Annotated in this window: 17 protein-coding genes and 2 pseudogenes; 9 read left to right on the top strand and 10 right to left on the bottom strand. The window is 64.9% G+C overall.

The features are described 5' to 3' along the window. Positions 1-70: 70 nt before the first annotated feature. Both ABF648_RS04820 and ABF648_RS04815 read left to right on the top strand, forming a co-directional pair. On the top strand, positions 71-1,159 hold the full coding sequence (locus ABF648_RS04820) for a putative zinc-binding metallopeptidase (protein WP_415631158.1): 1,089 nt from the start codon (positions 71-73) through the stop codon (positions 1,157-1,159). A gap of 509 nt (positions 1,160-1,668) precedes the next feature. After that, on the top strand, positions 1,669-3,891 hold the full coding sequence (locus ABF648_RS04815) for an alpha-galactosidase (protein ID WP_415631157.1): 2,223 nt from the start codon (positions 1,669-1,671) through the stop codon (positions 3,889-3,891). A gap of 34 nt (positions 3,892-3,925) precedes the next feature. Here the strand turns inward: ABF648_RS04815 and ABF648_RS04810 are convergent, their stop codons facing one another. From ABF648_RS04810 to ABF648_RS04775, 8 genes and pseudogenes are all read right to left on the bottom strand, one after another. Further along, positions 3,926-4,456 (bottom strand): ACT domain-containing protein, encoded by a 531-nt coding sequence (locus ABF648_RS04810; protein WP_415631156.1) that lies wholly within the window; start codon positions 4,454-4,456, stop codon positions 3,926-3,928. Then, the gene (locus ABF648_RS04805) at positions 4,456-5,523 is read right to left on the bottom strand and encodes a lactate/malate family dehydrogenase (protein ID WP_415631155.1); all 1,068 of its coding nucleotides are present in this window, start codon (positions 5,521-5,523) and stop codon (positions 4,456-4,458) included. Before ABF648_RS04805 ends, ABF648_RS04810 begins: the two co-directional genes overlap by 1 nt. Before the next feature lie 19 nt (positions 5,524-5,542). Continuing rightward, on the bottom strand, positions 5,543-7,183 hold the full coding sequence (locus ABF648_RS04800; protein WP_415631154.1) for a cation:proton antiporter: 1,641 nt from the start codon (positions 7,181-7,183) through the stop codon (positions 5,543-5,545). A 379-nt stretch (positions 7,184-7,562) separates the two neighbouring features. Further along, positions 7,563-8,285, bottom strand: coding sequence for an SDR family oxidoreductase (locus ABF648_RS04795; RefSeq protein ID WP_415631153.1), 723 nt, complete (start codon positions 8,283-8,285; stop codon positions 7,563-7,565). A gap of 228 nt (positions 8,286-8,513) precedes the next feature. Beyond that, positions 8,514-9,395, bottom strand: a complete 882-nt coding sequence (locus tag ABF648_RS04790) for a Cof-type HAD-IIB family hydrolase (RefSeq protein WP_415631152.1) — start codon at positions 9,393-9,395, stop codon at positions 8,514-8,516. A 151-nt stretch (positions 9,396-9,546) separates the two neighbouring features. Next, the gene (locus ABF648_RS04785) at positions 9,547-9,903 is read right to left on the bottom strand and encodes a LuxR C-terminal-related transcriptional regulator (protein ID WP_415631178.1); all 357 of its coding nucleotides are present in this window, start codon (positions 9,901-9,903) and stop codon (positions 9,547-9,549) included. Further along, positions 9,886-10,236, bottom strand: a pseudogene (locus ABF648_RS04780) (MFS transporter); the annotation flags it as partial. The pseudogene ABF648_RS04780 and the gene ABF648_RS04785, both read right to left, overlap by 18 nt. A 431-nt stretch (positions 10,237-10,667) precedes the next feature. Further along, the gene (locus tag ABF648_RS04775) at positions 10,668-11,600 is read right to left on the bottom strand and encodes a zinc-binding dehydrogenase (RefSeq protein WP_415631151.1); all 933 of its coding nucleotides are present in this window, start codon (positions 11,598-11,600) and stop codon (positions 10,668-10,670) included. 100 nt (positions 11,601-11,700) lie between these two features. On the opposite strand from ABF648_RS04775, the gene ABF648_RS04770 reads away from it, so the two are divergent. Next, a complete protein-coding gene (locus ABF648_RS04770; RefSeq protein WP_415631150.1) occupies positions 11,701-12,213 on the top strand; it encodes a MarR family winged helix-turn-helix transcriptional regulator in 513 nt (170 codons plus the stop codon). Positions 12,214-12,352: 139 nt separating this feature from the next. Here the strand turns inward: ABF648_RS04770 and ABF648_RS04765 are convergent, their stop codons facing one another. After that, positions 12,353-12,562, bottom strand: a complete 210-nt coding sequence (locus tag ABF648_RS04765; RefSeq protein WP_415631149.1) for a hypothetical protein — start codon at positions 12,560-12,562, stop codon at positions 12,353-12,355. Positions 12,563-12,741: 179 nt separating this feature from the next. Here ABF648_RS04765 and ABF648_RS04760 point away from each other — a divergent pair, with 179 nt between their 5' ends. Further along, entirely contained in the window at positions 12,742-12,864 is a 123-nt protein-coding gene (locus ABF648_RS04760) for a hypothetical protein (RefSeq protein WP_415631148.1), read from the top strand. 178 nt (positions 12,865-13,042) lie between these two features. Here the strand turns inward: ABF648_RS04760 and yaaA are convergent, their stop codons facing one another. Further along, positions 13,043-13,843 (bottom strand): peroxide stress protein YaaA, encoded by an 801-nt coding sequence (gene yaaA, locus ABF648_RS04755; RefSeq protein WP_415631147.1) that lies wholly within the window; start codon positions 13,841-13,843, stop codon positions 13,043-13,045. Between the two features lie 360 nt (positions 13,844-14,203). Between yaaA and ABF648_RS04750 the strand changes: the two genes are divergently transcribed. From ABF648_RS04750 to ABF648_RS04730, 5 genes and pseudogenes are all read left to right on the top strand, one after another. Continuing rightward, positions 14,204-14,413 (top strand): CsbD family protein, encoded by a 210-nt coding sequence (locus ABF648_RS04750; RefSeq protein WP_415631146.1) that lies wholly within the window; start codon positions 14,204-14,206, stop codon positions 14,411-14,413. A 642-nt stretch (positions 14,414-15,055) separates the two neighbouring features. Next, the gene (gene dnaK / locus ABF648_RS04745) at positions 15,056-16,921 is read left to right on the top strand and encodes a molecular chaperone DnaK (protein ID WP_415631145.1); all 1,866 of its coding nucleotides are present in this window, start codon (positions 15,056-15,058) and stop codon (positions 16,919-16,921) included. Between the two features lie 137 nt (positions 16,922-17,058). Then, positions 17,059-17,682: a nucleotide exchange factor GrpE gene (locus ABF648_RS04740; RefSeq protein WP_415631144.1), complete on the top strand. Its 624-nt coding sequence runs from the start codon at positions 17,059-17,061 to the stop codon at positions 17,680-17,682. A gap of 70 nt (positions 17,683-17,752) precedes the next feature. Next, positions 17,753-18,934: a molecular chaperone DnaJ gene (gene dnaJ / locus ABF648_RS04735; protein WP_415631143.1), complete on the top strand. Its 1,182-nt coding sequence runs from the start codon at positions 17,753-17,755 to the stop codon at positions 18,932-18,934. Then, a pseudogene (locus tag ABF648_RS04730) lies at positions 18,931-19,153 on the top strand (hypothetical protein); the annotation flags it as partial. The gene dnaJ and the pseudogene ABF648_RS04730, both read left to right, overlap by 4 nt.

The following is a 19,153-nucleotide window of genomic DNA, read 5'->3' as shown; positions in this document are numbered from 1 at the left end:
TCCCGTTCGACGAGACTTCGGTTCACCGGGGGACGTCCCCGGTATTCCCTGTCCGGGTAGCGTCGGAGCCGTGCAGGTGCTTGTGTGCCCCAAGTGCGGGATGCCCATCCGGATGGAGAGCCTCGCCTGTCCCCACTGCGAAACGCCGGTGATGTTCGATCCCGGCCTGCGCACCATGGTGGCCCTCGACGACGACGCAGAAGCCGGAGACCTGGCGCCGTGCGCCAACCGCACCATGTTGTGCAACTGGGCGGTGCCGCGCGAGGGCGAGCAACACCTGTGCTTCGCCTGCAGGATCACTCGCAGGCGTCCCGACGGAGGCGATCCTGCGAGCCTGGATCGCCTGGCGGTGGCCTCCCAGGCACTGCGGCGACTGCTCGTCGGGCTGGCTGATCTCGACCTGCCGATCGTTCCATTCTGGGTGCAGCAGGGCGGGCTCGCCTTCGACCTGCTCGACTCCAAGGGCGGCGACCAGAATGTGGTGATCGGGCAGGCCAATGGTGTCATCACCATCGACTTGGCCGAGTCCATCGACGCGCATCGCGAGGCCCAGCGGGTGAATCTGGGCGAGGCCTACCGCACGATGCTCGGGCACTTCCGCCACGAGGTCGGCCATTACTACTCCTGGCAGCTGGTCGAGAAGCCCGGCGGACCCGTGCTGGACGAGTGCCGTGAGCTCTTCGGGGACGAGCGGGCCTCCTACCAGGAGGCCCTGGACAAGCACTATTCGTCCGGATCGCCGGCCGGTTGGGCCAATGACTACATCTCCGAGTACGCGACCATGCACCCCTCGGAGGACTTCGCTGAGACCTTCGCGCACTACCAGCACATTGTGGCCACGCTCAGTACTGCCGCCGAGGGTGGCCTGCAGCTGGTGCCACCACCCGGTACGCACTACTGCAACCGCACCATCGCACCGCGGGCGTCCTACGCCGATGTGCCCTTCGATGTGGTCCTGGCGGATTGGCGGTGGGTGGCCATCTTCCTCAATCGCGCGAATCATTCGATGGGCAAGGAAGACCTCTACCCCTTCCGGATCCCCGAGCCCGTCGTGGCGAAGCTGGAGTTCATGCATCGCGTGGTGATTGCCGCGCACACCAGCAAGCCCTTCGTGGAGGATGTTGCGGGCATTCCGGCCACGCTGTCCTGCACAGCCTGAGAGCCGGGCTCGAGCTGAATCTCCATTCCACTCGACTGCAGGGCATGGAAGACCGGTGATGCATGTCGTCACTTCTCTGTCGGGTATTCACGAGGAGAAAGACTCCTTGAGCTTGGAGCTCGTACCGCGTCGACGCCCGGTGCCTTGTCCACCCTCCCATACCGATCGAATCTCTGAGGCTCAACACCCCCACGACTGCCACCTCGTGAAATATCGAGACTGTGTGCCCGACTTGTCCGTCCAATGCGAATTGATTACTTGATGGGTGGATGTTGTTCAACTCGTCAATTTGGTCATCTTGGTCGTGCTCGCCCGTAGACTCCTGTTCCTCTCGATTCGGATATTGATCTTCATCACGATGGACGGTCCTCAAGGACAGTCCTCGAAGGTGTCATTCCTGACGGATACTGGTCAGGGCACTAGACTTGTGCCGATTCGAGGAAGCCACAGCGGGCTTCTGGTTGCACAAGCGGTGTCGTCGGCGGAGTATCACCGCTCAAGGAGGACGAGTGATTGCTGACCCGACCATCAAACTGGTACATCTTCATGGCGCCGGTACTTCCTGCGTGCTGTGCACAGCCGATGCCCATCCACCGCGAATTATCTACTGGGGTGAAGAACTCGGGCATCTCGGTCCCCAGACGCTCTGGGCAATGGTTCTCGGTGCGACGCATGCGCAGTCCGGAAATGCGCCGAATGTGCCCATCGAGGGGGGCATCATCCCGCTTGCTGCAACGGGATGGATGGGTCGCCCCGGATTGGTGGGCCATCAAGACGGCGGAACTGGTTGGGAACCCTGGTTCCACACCACCTCGGTCGTCGTTGATGCCGAAGACGTGGTCGTCGAAGAGGGAGTCGTGAGCGCGGGCCAAGGGACCGTTCAGTACGCGCTGGAAGACACCGAAATCGGCCTGGAGATCGGTCTCGTGGTCGAGTTGCTTTCAAGCGGATTGCTTCGTTTCCATGCGAACATCACGAATACCGCCGATCGTGATTATGAACTTTCGGAGCTGTCCGTGGTTGTGCCAGTCCCGCTCTGTGCTACCGAGTTTCTCGATTTCGCGGGCCGTTGGGGACGAGAACGTGAACCGCAACGCAGCGATGTGACAGTGGGGTGCCACCTTCGGGAGGGGCGCCACGGCCGCACCGGATTTGATGCACCGATGATGATGTTCTGCGGAACGCCTCGATTTGGGTTCTCGCAAGGTCAGTTGTGGGGAATACATGTAGCCACTTCGGGGAACCATCGCTCGTGGCTGGAACGTACTCCCGATGGCCACCAGGTGCTGGGTGGCGGTGAGCTTCTCATGCCTGGGGAGGTCGTCTTGAAGACGGGCATGACTTACCAGGGGCCGTGGGTATACCTCGACCAGGCGCACGGTCTTGACGCCGCGGCCCATCGGGTTCATGAATGGCTGCGCTCACTTCCCGGTCACCCTGATGTGAATCGTCCTGTCACCTTCAACGTGTGGGAGGCCGTGTACTTCAACCATGATCTGCCCACGTTGATCGCTCTGGCCGACAAGGCCGCGAGCGTGGGGGCTGAACGATATGTCATCGACGACGGTTGGTTCCCCGGGCGCAGGGATGACACGGCGGGACTCGGCGACTGGAGGGTTGATCCAGAAACGTGGCCCGACGGATTTCACCCGCTGGTCGATCACGTGCGTGGTCTGGGCATGCAATTCGGGCTTTGGGTGGAGCCTGAAATGATCAATGTCAATTCCGACTTGGCGCGGTCGCATCCCGACTGGATCATGGCGGCACGCAATGAACTTCCTGTTGAGTGGCGACGCCAACAGGTACTGAATTTGACCATTCCTGAGGCGTGGTCGCACATATTCAATGCCTTGGATTCTTTGGTGAGTGAGTATTCCATCGACTACTTCAAGTGGGATCACAACCGTGACCTCATCAGTGCTGGCGACCAGCGCAATGGCGGTGTCCCGGCAATTCACGAACAGACCCTGGCTTGTTATCGTTTGATGGATGCTCTTCGTGCGCGACATCCCGGCCTCGACATCGAGAGCTGCTCTTCCGGCGGAGCCCGTGTTGACCTTGAAATGGCCAGGCATGCTCAACGGTTCTGGCTGTCGGATTGCATTGATCCTCATGAGCGTCAAGACATCATGCGGTGGACGTCACAGCTCATCCCACCGGAGATGATGGGTACCCACATTGCTTCACAGCAATCGCACACCACTGGGCGCATCTCCACGGTGTCTTTCCGAGCGACAACTGCGTTGTGGGGGCACCTCGGCATCGAATGGAATTTGCTGGCGGCCAGTGAAGCGGAGATCGATGAACTGCGTGATTGGATAAACTTCTACAAGGAACAGCGCGAGACTCTCCTGTCTGGACGCTTGGTACGAGCCGATATTGGCGATGCCAGCCTGCGCCTTCACGGAATCGTTTCCTATTCCAGGGATCATGCCCTGTATGAGTTGGTGTCGATGTGGCGCTCGCCGATATCCCCGAGTGGCATGATCACCCTACCCGGATTGGACGATGCCCGGACGTACAGGGTGCGGCCTCGACTGGTGGCAGGGGGCCCATTGGGTCTCATTGCACCACCCTGGTTCGGACAGGATGAGGAAGGGGTGGTCATGGAGGGGCGTGTTCTTCGTCTGTGCGGCTTGCAGGTGCCCCTGCTCTTCCCAGACCAGGCGCTTGTCCTGGAGGCTCGGGAGGTCTCGACGACAACAGGGGATGAACGTACAACCAGCTCTTGAGATCATGCTCGCTCGGCGTCGCCCCGAACCCTGGCTAACGATGCTCGTTCCGAGTTGTGGGCCAGGCCATACGCGATGGTGGTAGCAGGGTGAAACTCACCCTGCTGGCGCCGGCTTCGATGGCCTTTTCGAGCAATGCGGCCACGTGCAGGTATTGGCCCTCCACCAGGAGCGGCTGTCCTGAAGCCGTGTCGCCCGACCAGGTCACGACAGCGTCTGGAGGGGGACGGAAGGTGCGGCCCTTGCTGGGATGCACCACACCAGCGGCCAGCACCCGGGGGTCGTCGGCCGGCAACAACAGCACCTCAGCGACCGTCGCCAGTCTTGCGAGAATGCGCTCGATCATCTTGCGACGTCGCCCACTCGTGGTGAACACCAGAGTCAGGATCGCGAAGCCGGAGCGGGCGTCGCCGGTTTCGAAGGATTGAATGCTCACCCCGCGCGAACTCACGACCTCGGTCACCGAGGTCAGCACCCCCGGCCGATCGACCGCCAGCACATAGGCGACGTACCGGCGCGGCGGGTCCGTCTCCTCGCCGTCGGTTGCTTCCCATGAGGTCGTCATCACGGCTCCCATCCGGCCAAGATCTCGCTCACGCGCGCGATGCTGCGTTGCAGCCGGCGCGTCTCGTCGGGCTCCAGCGGGTCGAGCATGACGCGCGTCCAACCTTCGGGGCCGAGCACGATGGGCATCCCGATCACGCCGTGCACCGATTCACCGCCCACCTCAGTCTCGCCGTCGAGGCTCACCTGGCCTGCCACGACCACATCGCGGCCGTCAAAGATCGTGTCGACGAGATCGACCGCGGCACCAGCCGTGCCCGAGGCTGTCTTGGCCCCACTCTGGTGGGTGAGCCATGGGCGTGCGGCCATTCTCAGGTCGGGTGGCCAGTCCTCGATGGCGGCGAAGGCAGCGGCGATGTCGGTGGCGGCCATGCTTGACAGCCACTCCTTCGCGTGCTCGATTTCGGTTGCGAAACCGTCCAGGGTGCGGTCACCGCGAAGCGTGGTCAGCGTCCGGCGCCGCTCCTGGGCAGTCTGCCCGGTGATGCGCACCGACGACCACAGAGGCACGGACTCGTCTCCGTGCTGCCCGACGACGAAACCGCCCACGGACTGACGGCGGACGCCGAGCGAGGTGGCGATTTCACGGCGGAAACGCAGGGTATCCAGCCATGCACCCATCCCGATGACGCGGTGACGGCCGAGGATGTCCGCGAACACCTTGACTCCCAGCTCCACAGGATTCGACACGACGATGACCACCTCGTGGCCAGCGCCATTGAGGGCCAACTCGGTGGCATAGGAACGGAAGACCTCGATGTTGCGGGCTGCCAGAGCCTTGCGATCCACGGTGCCGCCGGGTGCGGCAGGGACCGTGGCGCCGGCGGCCATGACGATCACATCGGCCACGACCTCTGAGGGATGCAGGGCCACGTCGATGAGGGGAGCGTGCTCGGCATAGGCGTCGATGAGGTCGGCGCGCAGCCCGTGGGCCGCCTGCCCGGACCTGCCGCCGGCCCGACCCACGATCTGCAGACGGGAAGCAACCGGGGTGATGCGCCGCTCGATGAGCTGGACGCAGATCTGGCGCCCCACGTCCCCGGTGGCACCGATGACTGCGACATCCATGATCGAGAGACTAACTCGCTCAGATCTCAGGATTCTGGCGCATTTCCCATGCGATCTGCTGAACGTCGAGAGCATGCAGTGCGTAGGACAGACCCTCCGGGGTGAACAGACCCTGGTCGCGGGCATCCAGAAGGCAGTCGCGCTGCGCCTCCAGCACCTTGATCCCGTGCTGTTCGGGCGATTCATCCTCACCGCGGGGCTCCACCTGGCGTGCCGTAGCGTGCAGCATCTCGGTGATCTCGCGGCGCTCGTCGCTGTCAGCGCTGCCTTCATCTTCTTGGTCCGCTGTGCCCCGGTACAGCTGCGAGACAATCGGTGCCAGGGTGCTGCCCTGCACCAACAGGGAGATGGCTGCCACCGCGAAGGCGATGAGCACCAGCAGGGGCCGATGCGGGGTTTCTGTGGGCAGGCTCTGGGCTGCCGCCACCGTGACCGCACCGCGCATCCCGGCCCACACGACGATTACTCCCTCACGCCAACCCAACGGTTCATTGGCGAGGTAGTCGATGTCGGCGAGCCGAGTCTTGGCACGTTTCGCGAGCCGGTCGCGCCGCTTCGGGGTGAACAGCCAGGCCAATCTGCGATGACGAGGCGGCAGCGCGATCGGTTTGCCATCCTCCAGGCGGTCACGGAAGGAGGAGAGCCGTGGCTGAAGTTCCTTCTGCCGGTCTGCCCTGCGATGCAGCGCGACCAGAAGCGGGGCGACATAGCCGGCCCGGATGGCAAGCATCAAACCCATCGCGATCGCTGCGAGCTCGACGGCGAACACAGCGCTGTGCGAGGTGGCATTTGCGTCATGCACGATGCTGGACAGCTGCAGGCCCATGACCAGGAAAATGCTGCCCTCAAGAACCATCCGCAGGCTCGCCCAGTTCTGCGCCTCAGACAGCCGATGCGAGGGCGGCAGCAGGCGCGGTGCCCGCAGGCTTCCCACCAGCCCAGCCGTTACCGCTGCGACAAGGCCGGATGCGTCGAGAAGCTCTGCGGGAATGGAGGCGAGGAAGGGAACGGTGAAGGAAAGGATCGTGTTCACGGTGGGGTTGCTGATACGCCGCCGGATCGCCAGGTCGAGCCATCCGACAAGCAACCCGAGACCGACCGCCACGGCCACCGAATAGGCGAAGGTGCCTATCGATCCGATCAGGGAGAATGCTCCTGCAGTGGCGGCGATACCGGTGCGCATCAGCACGAGTGCGGTGGCGTCGTTCAGCAGGCTCTCCCCGTCGAGCATGACGATGGCCCTCCGCGGCAGCGAGGATCTCTTGACGATCGCAGTGGCCGCAGCATCGGTGGGACTGACGATTGCACCCAGCACAGCACCCCAGGCGAAGCCCAGGTCGGGTACCAGCCACTGGAACAGCAGGCCGAGCAGCAGGGCGGTGACCACCACCAGGATCACCGAGAGCCCACTGATGGTGCGGAACTCGCGGCGGAAGTTCATCGGAGGCATCACTCGCGCCGAGGCGTAGAGCAGCGGTGGGAGCAGACCCTCCAGCACGAGGTCTGGTGGCGTCTGGATCTGGCCGAGCCCCGGGATCAGGCTCGCAGCAACTCCGACGAGGACGAGCAGAAGAGGTGACGGAACGCGTAGCCGGGGTTCCACGATGGTGGCTCCGCCCACCACGAGAAGCAGAAGCGTGATGAGAATGATCTCCTGCACGAATTATCCCTGTTCGATCATGGTGTGATCAGTCGAGCGTACTTCGTGATGCCCGGGGATGGTCACGCTGCCGGTCTGACACGAACGGAGGAATGCCTACGATCCGTCACGCAATTGTGGGCAAGTCTCGAGCAAGGCAAGGTAGGAAAGCGTGAAAGCGTCAGGATCAAATACACCGTCGGAGTGCAATTCATTGTCCAGACTCCGGAGCCAGTCGGCGAGGTAGAAGTCTCGAGCCAGAGCTCCTGCCTCGAAGGAACTTTCCCGGGCGCGTGGCGCGGGCGGGACCTCCCCGGAGGAAGTCATGGTCTGGCGGCCGGGTCCAACAGATCCCGGCCGCCATTGATCGTGGGCGGAGCGCCGAAGGCCCTGAGGGCACTCAGGCGAAGCGCGCACCACCATCGACATGCAATGTCGTGCCGGTCACGAAACTGGCCGTGAGGAGCCACAGCACCGCATCGCTGATGTCATCGTTTCGGCCCACCCTGCCGACGAGACTGTGCTCGGCGGACTGCGCCATGAGGTCGTGCTTGGCCTGCGGGCTCATGCCGTCGTAGCTGCCTGAGTCGATCATGCCTGGAGAGATGGCATTGATCCTCAGCGGCGCGAGCTCCTTCGCCAGCTGTGAGGCGGCGAAGGACACGGCTCCATTGGTGATGCCCATGATGGTGTAGTCGGGTGACGGGTCCCAGGCGACGAAGCCCGAGAAGAGCACCACCGAGCCGGTGGGCGGCAGCACCGTCGATGCGTGCTTGATGAGCATCAGAGGCCCGATGATCTTGGCCTCGAATGCCGCAGCAGTGAGGTCATGATCCAGTGTCGCGACGGAGACATTGTGAGGGGCGGACGTCGTGATGACCACATGGTCGATGTGACCGGCGGCGGTGAGTCCGCTGACGATGGAATCCTCATCGGTGATGTCGATGAGCACCGCCTCAGCGCGGTCCACCTTCGATGCGGCGGTCTGTGCCTTCTCGATGTTGCGTGCGCCGATCACCGGGACCCCGCCTGCCGCTGCGACGGCGGTGGCGACCGCCAACCCGATGTCCCGGGCGCCGCCGACCACCAGCACACGTGCGCCGTTGAGTTCGTAACCAGTCATCGTGCTCCTCCTCGGTATTGGGTGCGAGGAGTCGCAGCCGTGTGCAGGCAACATTGCCCAGCCAGGACTCCTCGTTGCGTCCTTGCTCTGATCAAGGCTACGCGGATGCCCGGACCATCGGCTGGGTTTTGCTGACAGCAGGGGTAGGACAATCACACTGACGCGCGTGTCGCACCCATCAGGGACGCGCCGCGCGTGGTTGTCACCCCGCTGGGTCTGCGGGGCAGCTCAGGGACGTTTCGAACCGGCTCGGAGCAGCTCCTCGATGGTGGTGATCACGCCGTACTCGGTGTTCGCGGGGACGATGGCGCGGGCCCTCGCCTTGACCTCAGGATGGGCGTTGGCCACGGCGAACGACAGCCCGGCGGCATCAAGCATCTCGGCGTCGTTGAGGTAATCGCCGAAGGCGGCGGTCTGCTCATGGCTGATGCCCAGCTCCCGCTGCAGGCGCTGAAGCGCCAAGCCCTTGTTCACGCCCAGTGGCATCACATCGATCCAGTGTTTTCCCGACAGCACGACCTTGTGGCCGTCCCTGGCCTGTTCCAGCACCGGAAGGGCCTTCTCGGCGTCGTTGAAGTCGAAGACGGCGATCTTCATGATGTCGTCGTCGGCCTTGAGCACGTCGTCGGTGATCTCCAGGGCCTTGTAGTAGAGACGTGCCTCCTTGAGGAAGGCCTCATCACTGCGTTCGACATGCGCGGAGCGCTTGCCGCAGAGCACCACTCCAATGTCGTAGCCGTCTGCGGCCATACCCCGCAGCATCATGACGAACGAACTGACGAACCCCGGTTCCAGAACAGTCGAGTCGATCTCCTGACCGCCCCGTGCGACATAGCCGCCGTTCTCGGCGATGATCGGCATGTCCTTGCCGCCGCGCTCGAACATCGACGCGAGCGTGGCGAACTGGCGTCCGCTGGCGGGGACGAAGAAGATCCCCCGCTCCGACATCTGGTCGAGCAGGGGCCACAGCTGCGGTGGGATCTCGGAATTCTGGTCGAGCAAGGTGCCGTCCAGGTCGGCGACCACCATCTTCACTTCGGCGTCGTCGGGGACTGCACTGGCCGCAAGGGCCTGCGGCGAGCCGGGGTTGTGTGCGCTCGTGTGGTTCATCCAACCTCCCTTGTGCGCGGGGTGACAGCACCTGACAAGGATCAGTGCCTGCCCGAATCGCGCAGCGATACGTCCTCCTGCAGTCTGGCACAGCCAACGAAACTGGCCCATGCCTGTGCTCGCCTGCGCAAAGGGCAGGTAGTACCGCGACTCATGGCTGGATGATGCCCCGGCGGATCGCCTCCGCCACGGCTGCGGCCCGATCGTTCACGCCGAGCTTCTGAAAAGCCCTTGCCAGATAGGTCTTCACAGTGCTTTCGCTGACGCACAGATCGTTGGCGATCCGGGTGTTGTGTCCGACCGCTACGAGTTGTACGACGCGCTGCTCCTGGCTGGAGAGCACCGGTGCGGGAGCCTCGCGAAGGCTCGCCGCCACGGCCTGGGCTGCTCTGGGGTCGAGCACCGTGCCGCCCTGGACGGTCTGGCGGATTGCCTCGGCCAGTCGTGCGGGTTCCACGTCCTTGAGCAGATATCCGTTCGCGCCGGCCAATGGGCCGATCGCCGTCATGGCCCCGCTGATCGCGAAGAAGGCGGCCATCGAACGCGCCCGGCGCGCGGGCGAGGTGGTGCCCACCAGAAGGCCGATCGCCGAGGGGAACATCAGGGCGCTCCCGGCGCCCTGGACGATCCGCGCAGTGACCAGCCAGGCATCCGCATGGCTGCCGGTGGGTGTGGCGCCGCAGGCTGCGCTGGCCAGCGCGAAGACGATGATTCCGGCGATCATCATGCGGCGATAGCCGATCACATCGGCCAGCCGCCCGGCCAGCGGGAAGGCTGCCGCGGCCGCGAGAAGGTAGGCGTTCACCGCCCATTCGACAGCTGACCCGGAGATGTTCAGGCCGGTCTGTACATTGGGGGGCGGCCAGCGAGACGATGGTCTGGTCGATGGTCGTCATCGAGACAGCGATGATGAGTCCCGCCAGCACGACGCGAGATGACCCGGGCGCAGCTGGTTCCGTGGGGCGGGGAGCCGGCGTTGCAGTGGCCGGAAAAGCTGGATTCACAAGGCCTCCTTGAGATGGGGCGCGTTGTCCGCGGTACTCCTCAAGTCTTCTGGGTCCGGTGCACCTGGCATGTCGCCCGGTGGGACAGTTCTGTGTCGTCCGTTCGGGGGACACATGACCGGTCACTTCAGCGCTGCGTCGTGTTACCCCAGCGCCGTGTCGTTCTGCGGTACCGCTGATATCGGAATGGATCCTGTCCATCGGGGAACTCCGGTGTGGGACTGGCTCGCCAGGATGTGGGGGCTGCCACAACCTTGACGGGCGTGGGTCACAGCGTGAAGACCACTCGCTCGCCGGCCGGGCTGGGCTGGTTCCAGGTCTGCTCCACCTCGGCGAGCGGAATGGCACGGGGCGTGATGGCGAATTCGTGCCTGGACGCCGCTGCGGTGATCTCGGGGAGTTCGGCCGAGAAGTCCCGAGCCGAGACCGATCCGATGCCGCTGCCCATGATCGACAGCCGGGCAGCCCTCAGTGCAGCCGAGGGGATCGATGCCTCGTCCCCGGCCACCGAGCCGATCGCGATCCAGTCCAGAGACCGGGAACGGTCCTGGCGGTGGCTCACGATGTCGGTCATGGCCCTGGCCGCCGGTGCACCCCACAGGTAGTCGATCACCACGTCGACATCGGCCGCCGCCGCGAGTTGATCGAGCAGGAATGTGCGATCCGCGCCGATCTCGCGCAGCGCGGCGAGCTTGCTCTCATCGCGGCCCGCAGCGACGACTTCGGCGGCGCCGAATCGTCGCGCCACCTGCACCGCGGTGCGCCCGGCATTGCCGGTGGCGCCGAGCACCAGCACGCTGGCCACCTTGTGGAAGGCGATCCGCCGCCTCAATGCCACCCAGGACGACATCGCCGGGTTGACCGCAGCGGCCACCGCCACTGGATCGCTGCCGGGATCGAGAAGGACCGAACGCCGCTTTTCGATGACCGTGCGCTGAGCCATCGTCCCGAGGCCGTTGTCGTCCAGCAGGGCGTAGCGGAGATTTCCCCGCCCATCGCGCACCACGCCGTCGATGCCGGGGACCAGTGGCAGCACGCCAGTACTCGTGTAGTGCGAACCGTCGGCCTGGGAGCGCACCCGTGGATGCAACGCGGCGGCCAGCACGTCGACGACTTCCTCCTCGTCGGAGTGGGCGACGGGCTCTGACATCTCCTGGTAGCGGGGTGGGGAGTCGAATGAGGTGACGACTGCTGCGTACATGAGAACTCCCAAGATGATTCGTTTTACGAACTATTGAATGCCACCAGTATGCTTCGTAAAACGAACTGAACCAAGGAGTCGGAATGAATCCAGGTCGACGATGACCAGCTGTGCAGCATCGGAGGGCGCGTCGTCTCCAGTTGACGAACGCAACTGGAGTGAGCATCCGGAGGATCGCATCGTTGATGCCCTGGTGAGAACGTCCTTCCTGGTTACGGCCGCGTTGAGTGCGGTGGGTACTGAGCACCATCTGTCGCTCACCCAGGTGCGTGTCCTCGGCATTCTCAGCGACCGGCAGTTGCGGATGACCGAACTTGCCGCCTATCTCGGGCTGGAACGCTCAACCCTGTCCGGTCTCGTGAACCGTGCCGAGCAGCGCGGGTTGCTTGTGCGCACCCGTGCCGATTCCGATGGCCGGTCGATCGAGGTGAGCACGACCGCCGAAGGGCGCGCCCTGGCCGAATCGGTTCATGGTGAACTCGCTGCCCGGCTCGCGCCACTGGTCGTCAAACTCGACGCGGAACAGCGGGACTGTCTGGCAGGTCTGTTGGAGAGTCTGCCGGAACCCATCGAGTCCAGTGGTGATTCCGCACCAGGCGCCGGAAGGCCCTGAGCGTCCCGCCGGATTTTCCGGAGGCTGGTGTCCGAGGCGATGCCTCCGGTGCCATGGGCTACTGAATCGACATACCGGGGTGTTCGCGGATCGTGCGAGTCGTGCATGCCGTTGTCAGTGGGCGGATGCCAGGGTGAGCTCACGCCCGCGGTGCCAGGATCGCGCCGAGAGTGTTGCCCGCGCCGAGCTGCGCCACGGTGAGGCCGGCTGTGGGTGCGGCCATCGCCGCGACGATGCGCTGCGGCGGCACCAGCTGGGGGATCGCCGCCCAGATCTGCAGCGAGGAGATCGCCGCGAAGGTGCCGGTGAGGAAACGCAGCACCAGCCATGGTTGGGAACGACCAGGCAAGCCCCGGGGAACGACCGACCAGGCAAGCCCGCAGGCGGTCCGTGGCCAGCGCGACGAGGCAATAGCCGATCGCTAGGCCGAGACCATCCACCCGACGACGGCAGCGGATTTGCCGAACCGTCTTGTCAGATCGGGTAGCAGCGGGGCGATCACCCTGCTGGGCGCAGGAGCAGACGGCCATGTGCCAGACCACCCGGGATGCACTCGCCGTGCAGATCACCGAACTGGATCATCGCATCGAGGTCCTTCGGAGCACCAGGACACTCATCAAGAACCTGCTGGAGAATCAGCCGGCCTCGTGATGCCGCGTAGCTGGTACCGGCCGGTTCAAAGATGCGGCCCCACGCCCTACCTGGGATGTCAGCCTTTCCCCGGTCGTTGACCCGGCTCCACCAAGGTCATTCCGGCCTGCTTCTCCACCGCCTTGGGCCGATTCTGCCACCTGAGTGGGCTGAGGCTGCCCGTGCTTCGCTGGCTGTCTCAGGCGGACAGGGCGCAGAAGGATTCGCGGGAGCGACGGAAGACCGGCTGATCGGGTGCCGAGACTGATGACGCGTACTCGAATCCTGACACGGCGTAGGAGAGCAGTGCCCTGGGTGTGCGCACCCGATGGGTCACCAGCCAGGCGGCCATTTCGCCACGCGCCCGCTTGGCATTGAAGGAAACGATCCGGTAGTTGCCGCGGGCGTCCTCGTCCTCGAAGCGGGGCGAGATGACCCGGGCGCCCAGCGCCGCCACGTCGATCGACGTGAAGTACTCCACGGAAGCCAGGTTCACGAGCACCGGAGCACCCGGCGAGGCGTCGAGATCGGCGCGGACAGTGTCGGTGATCTGCTCACCCCAGAAGTCCAGCAGCGTGCGGCCGCGCGGCGTGGCCAGTGCGACGCCCATCTCCAGGCGGTAGGGCTGGATGAGGTCGAGGGGGCGAAGCACGCCGTACAGCCCAGACAGGATTCGCAATGTCTTCTGGGCCTCGGTGAGGTCGCGGGGGCCGAAGCGATCAGGCTGCATCCCGCGGTAGACGTCGCCGTTGAACAGGTACGCAGCCGGGCGGGCATTGCGCGTCGTGAACGGCCGTTGGAAGTCCTGGTAGCGCTGCACGTTCAAGGCGGCGAGTTCATCGCTGATGTGCATGAGTCCGGCCACATCGTCGGGCCCCAAGTGCACGAGGATGTCGATGAGTTCCTGCGCCTGGTCGAGCATCCGCGCATCACTGTGCCGCCGGGTGGGCAGCGGCGAGTCCTCATCGAGGGATTTGGCCGGGGAGAGCACCGCGAGCATGGGGCTCAGACTATGCATGCAGGGACTGCCGGGCCAGTTTCAGGCCATGCAGCAACACGGCAACGGGATGCCAGAGGGCCAGGAGGTCCTGGTCCAGTTTGCTGGTGCAGCCCTGTCCAGATTCTTGACCGAGGATGGTCGAGATGCGGAACCGCCGGCCGGGCAAGGCACCGCAGGCCGAGGCTGAACTGGGGGACGGCTCCGGGCGCCATAACTGGGCGGTGAGGGAATACCAGTGCGGCAGACCTTGCTGAGACAGTGGTCAGCCGATCGGCCGGTGGGCAGCATGGCCACCCGGGCGAGTGATCGCCTGAACGGCTGATCGGGAAAGTGCACATGACTCAGTGAAGAGGAGCGACAATGTCGGATCTCGAGAACAAGGGCCAGCAGTTCGGCGGCAAGATCAAGGAAGGCGTTGGCGAGGCCACCGACGACAAGGACCTGGCCGCCGAGGGCCGTGGAGACCAGGCCGAGGGCAAGGTCAGAGAAGGCCTGGACAAAGCCAAGGACGCGGCGGGGGACGCAGCGAAGAGCGTCAAGGACGCGTTCGGCCGAATCGGCAAGAAGTGAGCCGACTGAACGGTAACTGAATCCGCGGCCACCTGACCGCACGGAAACCGAATCGAGGGGCGCCCCACCAGGGCGCCCCTCGATCTGCGTCCAGCCCGCAGTGCCTCAAGGCCCGGGTGCACGCTGTCGGGTCACGAAGTCGGCAATCACGGCTCGGGCCTGTCCCTGTATCGGTTGCCCGAACCGTCACTGCCGTGTGTGCACGGCGGAGTGTTCGCCGCTGGGCCATGTGTGCCACCACGGCGAAGCCCGGCGAGCCGATAACCGCCCATCGTGCTCGCCACCCCACACGCCACGCTGGGACCGGCACTCCCGATCGCGCGTTGGCCGCCGCCCCCTGTTTCTCCACTGCAAGGACACACAAGCACCGGATTCTTCGCCTGAACGAGTTGTCGGGCGCTGGAATAACGACCCCGATAACATAGTTGAGTCAACTGGACTCAAGGTAAGGCTTGAGTGGTGTAAGCTCAAGCACGTGCCGCAAGACGGTGCATGTGAGAGCGACAACAGCGTGAGGGTAGCTGCCGGGAAGATCGGCGGTGGAGCCCACAACGGTGGGGAACCACCGGCAGACAACAGGGCGGTCCCCGCCCGCACATGGAACGGGCGGTCATCGCCCAGACACTGGAGGAAGCAGAAACAATGGCTCGTGCAGTAGGTATTGACCTCGGCACCACCAACTCGGTCATCGCCGTCCTTGAGGGTGGCGATCCCACAGTCATTCCGAACGCGGAGGGTGCTCGTACCACCCCCTCGGTGGTTGCCTTTGCGAAGAACGGTGAGGTTCTGGTCGGCGATGTCGCCAAGCGCCAGGCCGTCACCAACCCGGAGCGCACCGTTCGCTCCGTCAAGCGCCACATGGGCACGAATTGGACGACGAAGATCGACGGCAAGGACTTCAAGCCGCAGCAGATCAGCGCCTACGTGCTGCAGAAGCTCAAGAGGGATGCCGAGGCTTACCTCGGCGAGACCGTCACCAATGCCGTCATCACCGTGCCGGCATACTTCGGCGACGCCGAGCGCCAGGCCACCAAGGAGGCCGGCGAGATCGCCGGGCTCGTTGTCGACCGCATCATCAACGAGCCGACCGCTGCCGCACTGGCCTACGGGCTGGACAAGTCCGACAAGGAAGAGACTGTCCTGGTCTTCGACCTCGGCGGCGGCACCTTCGACGTCTCGCTGCTGGACATCTCCGACGGCGTCTTCGAGGTGAAGGCCACCAAGGGCGATGCCCGTCTCGGTGGTGACGACTGGGACGCCCGTGTGGTCGACTGGCTCGTCACCCAGTTCAAGAACAAGACCGGCGTCGACCTGTCCAACGACAAGATGGCGCGTCAGCGCCTTCAGGAGGCCGCCGAGCACGCCAAGATCGAGCTCTCGCAGGCCCAGTCCACCGATATCAACATCCCCTACATCACGGCGAACCAGTCCGGCCCGCTGCACCTGGAGGAGAAGCTCACCCGCACCGAGTTCCAGCGCCTCACCGAGGACCTGCTGGACCGTTGCACCGGCCCCTTCAACGCGGTCCTCAAGGACGCCAGTGTCACGGTCAGCCAGATCGACGAGATCATCCTGGTCGGCGGTTCCACCCGGATGCCCGCCGTGCAGGACCTCGTCAAGCGGCTGTCCGGTGGCAAGGAGCCGAACAAGTCGGTGAACCCCGATGAGGTCGTCGCACTCGGAGCCAGCCTGCAGGCCGGTGTGCTGAAGGGCGAGGTCAAGGACGTGCTGCTGCTCGACGTCACCCCGTTGAGCCTCGGTATCGAGACCAAGGGCGGCGTGATGACCAAGATCATCGAGCGCAACACCACGATCCCGACCAAGCGCTCTGAGATCTTCACCACGGCCGAGGACAACCAGCCGTCGGTGATGATCCAGGTGTACCAGGGCGAGCGCCAGTTCGCCCGCGACAACAAGTCTCTGGGCAACTTCGAGCTCACCGGCCTGATGCCGGCGCCCCGTGGTCTGCCGCAGATCGAGGTCACCTTCGACATCGACGCCAACGGCATCGTGCACGTCTACGCCAAGGACACCGCTACCGGCAAGGAGCAGTCGATGACCGTCACCGGCGGTTCGGCGCTCGGCAAGGATGAGATCGACAAGATGGTCAAGGAGGCCGAGGCCAACGAGGAGGCCGACAAGGCGCGCCGCGAGGTCGTCGAGATGCGCAACGAGGCGGACGCGCTGTGCTTCCGCACCGAGAAGCTGCTCACCGACAACGGTGACAAGATTCCCGACGATGTGAAGGAGCCGGTCACCGAGTCGATCGCGAAGTTGAAGGAAGCCCTCAAGGGCACCGACAACGACGACGAGGTGCGCACTGCGATGGACGACCTGAACCAGAAGGCTTCGGCCATGGGTCAGGCCATCTACCAGGCGGCTCAGGCCTCCCAGCCCGATCCGCAGGCCCAGGCCGACGGCGCTGAGGAGGCGCCCAGCGAGCAGGCCGGTGGAGACGACGATGTCGTCGACGCCGAGATCGTCGACGACGACACCGACCAGAAGTGACTCGGCGGCGCCGGGGGCGGGGACCACGGATCGTCCCCGCCCCCGGCGCCCTTCACCCACAATTGTCCGGGCAGCGTCCCGTATACGAGTAACACGTCAAGCTGCGCGCCGCGCGGCGATGAGGAGTAACTACAGACATGACTGACAAGCCAGCCGAGGCCAGTGCCGCGGGAAATCCAGGGGGCAGGCCCAGCGTGGATGCCGAGGCCCTGGACCCTGACGATGTCGCGACCGGCACAGCAGCTGGAGCAGCGGAAGGCGACGCCGCCGGGCAGCCGAGCGATCCTGTTGCCGACCTCAAGACGCTCGTCGCCGAACGCACCTCCGATCTGCAGAGACTGCAGGCCGAGTACGTGAACTACAAGAAGCGCGTCGATCGTGACCGCGACCAGGCGCGCAACCAGGGCGTCGAGCAGGTGGTGCGCGATCTGATGCCGGTCTTCGACGCGATCGAGCAGGCTGATGCGCACGGCGAGCTGACCGGTGGCTTCAAGCTGGTCGCCGACGAACTGGGCCGGCTGGCCACCAAGCACGGCCTGATCCTCTACGGCGAGCCCGGTGAGGAGTTCGATCCTCGCCGCCATGAGGCACTCATGCAGGTGCCCGTGCCGGGAACCGGCGACATGCTGGTTCACGAGGTGATGCAGAAGGGCGTTGAGCTGAACGACTCGGTCGTCCGGCCCGCACGGGTTGTGGTGTCGGTGCCCAACGGCGAGGAAGCGCCTGCCGAGAACGGCTCTGCCGATGAGCAAGCTGGCTGACCACGACACCAGGAGAAGCGCGTCGGCGTGTGCGCAATGAGTTTCTGACAACGTGTGACAGGGGGTACTGATGAGCACCAAGGACTATCTGGAGAAGGACTACTACAAGGTGCTTGGCGTGCCCAAGGACGCCAAGCAGGACCAGATCAAGAAGGCTTTCCGCAAGATCGCCCGCGAGAACCATCCCGATCAGCACCCCGGGGACAAGAAGGCCGAGGAACGCTTCAAGGCGGCATCCGAGGCCAACGACGTGCTCAGCGACCCCAAGAAGCGCGCGGAGTACGACGAGACCCGCCGGATCGGCACCGGTGGCGGCGGATTCCACTTCCCGCACGGTGGCCAGGGCGGCCCCACCAATGTCAACGACATCTTCCGCAACATGGGGGGTGGCGGCGCCACCATGGGCGAGGGCGGTCTCGGCGACCTGCTCGGCAATCTGTTCAACCAGGGTCAGGGTCCCTCGGCCGGGCGCCGCGCCACGATGCGCCAGGTGCGCCGGGGCGCCGATGTCGAGGGTGAGGTTTCGATCAGCTTCCTCGACTCGGTCAAGGGCACCACGGTCGGCATGAAGATGGTCAGCGACGAGCCCTGCCCAGCCTGCCGGGGAACCGGCGCCAAGGCGGGCACGATGCCCAGGGTGTGCCCCACCTGTCAGGGTTCGGGGATGCAGCCGACTTCGGCCGGTGGTGTCTTCTCGATGTCCGAGCCGTGCCGCACCTGTCATGGCCGCGGCCTCATCGTGGACGAGCCCTGCGAGGTCTGCCATGGATCGGGGCGCGCGTCCTCCACCCGCACCATGCAGGTGAGGATTCCGGCTGGTGTCACTGACGGGCAGCGCATCCGCGTCAAGGGCAAGGGCAGCAAGGGTGAGAACGGAGGGGAGCCCGGCGACCTGTACGTGAAGGTGCATGTGCAGCCGCATCCGGTCTTCGGACGCGACGGCTCCAATCTCACCGTCACGGTGCCGGTCACCTTCCCCGAGGCCGCACTCGGCTCTGAGGTGGAGGTCCCCACCTTGCAGTCGAACCCGGTGAAGCTGCGGGTGCCTGCCGGAACGCCCAATGGGCGCACCTTCCGGGTGCGCGGCCGCGGCATCTCGAAGACCAACGGATACAAGGGGGATCTGCTGGTCACCGTCGAGGTGAAGGTGCCGAGCACGCTCAACCAGTCCGCGAAGGAGGCCCTGGAGGCCTACAGGGCGGCCGTGGCAGAACCCAACCCGCGCGCCGGGCTGGTGGGTGACCGGTCATGACCTCCGGGTCAGCGCTTCCCCAGGTGATCGACCAGGACGCGCCGATCTTCAGCGTCTCAGTGGCTTCAGAGCTCGCAGGCATGCATCCCCAGACCCTGCGCGGCTACGACCGGATGGGACTGGTCGTGGCCGCGCGCGCCCCCCGGCCCCGCCCCCCGCCACACCCCCCGCCGCCCTCCCCGGCGCCCCGCAACCCCCCCCACGACCACCCGCCTCGGG

Origin of the sequence: Propionibacterium sp. (genome assembly GCF_047719395.1) — a bacterium.
Lineage (GTDB): Bacteria > Actinomycetota > Actinomycetes > Propionibacteriales > Propionibacteriaceae > Propionibacterium.
The sequence above is the reverse complement of the archived record's forward strand: the minus strand, read 5'-3'. Positions and strand labels throughout refer to the sequence as shown.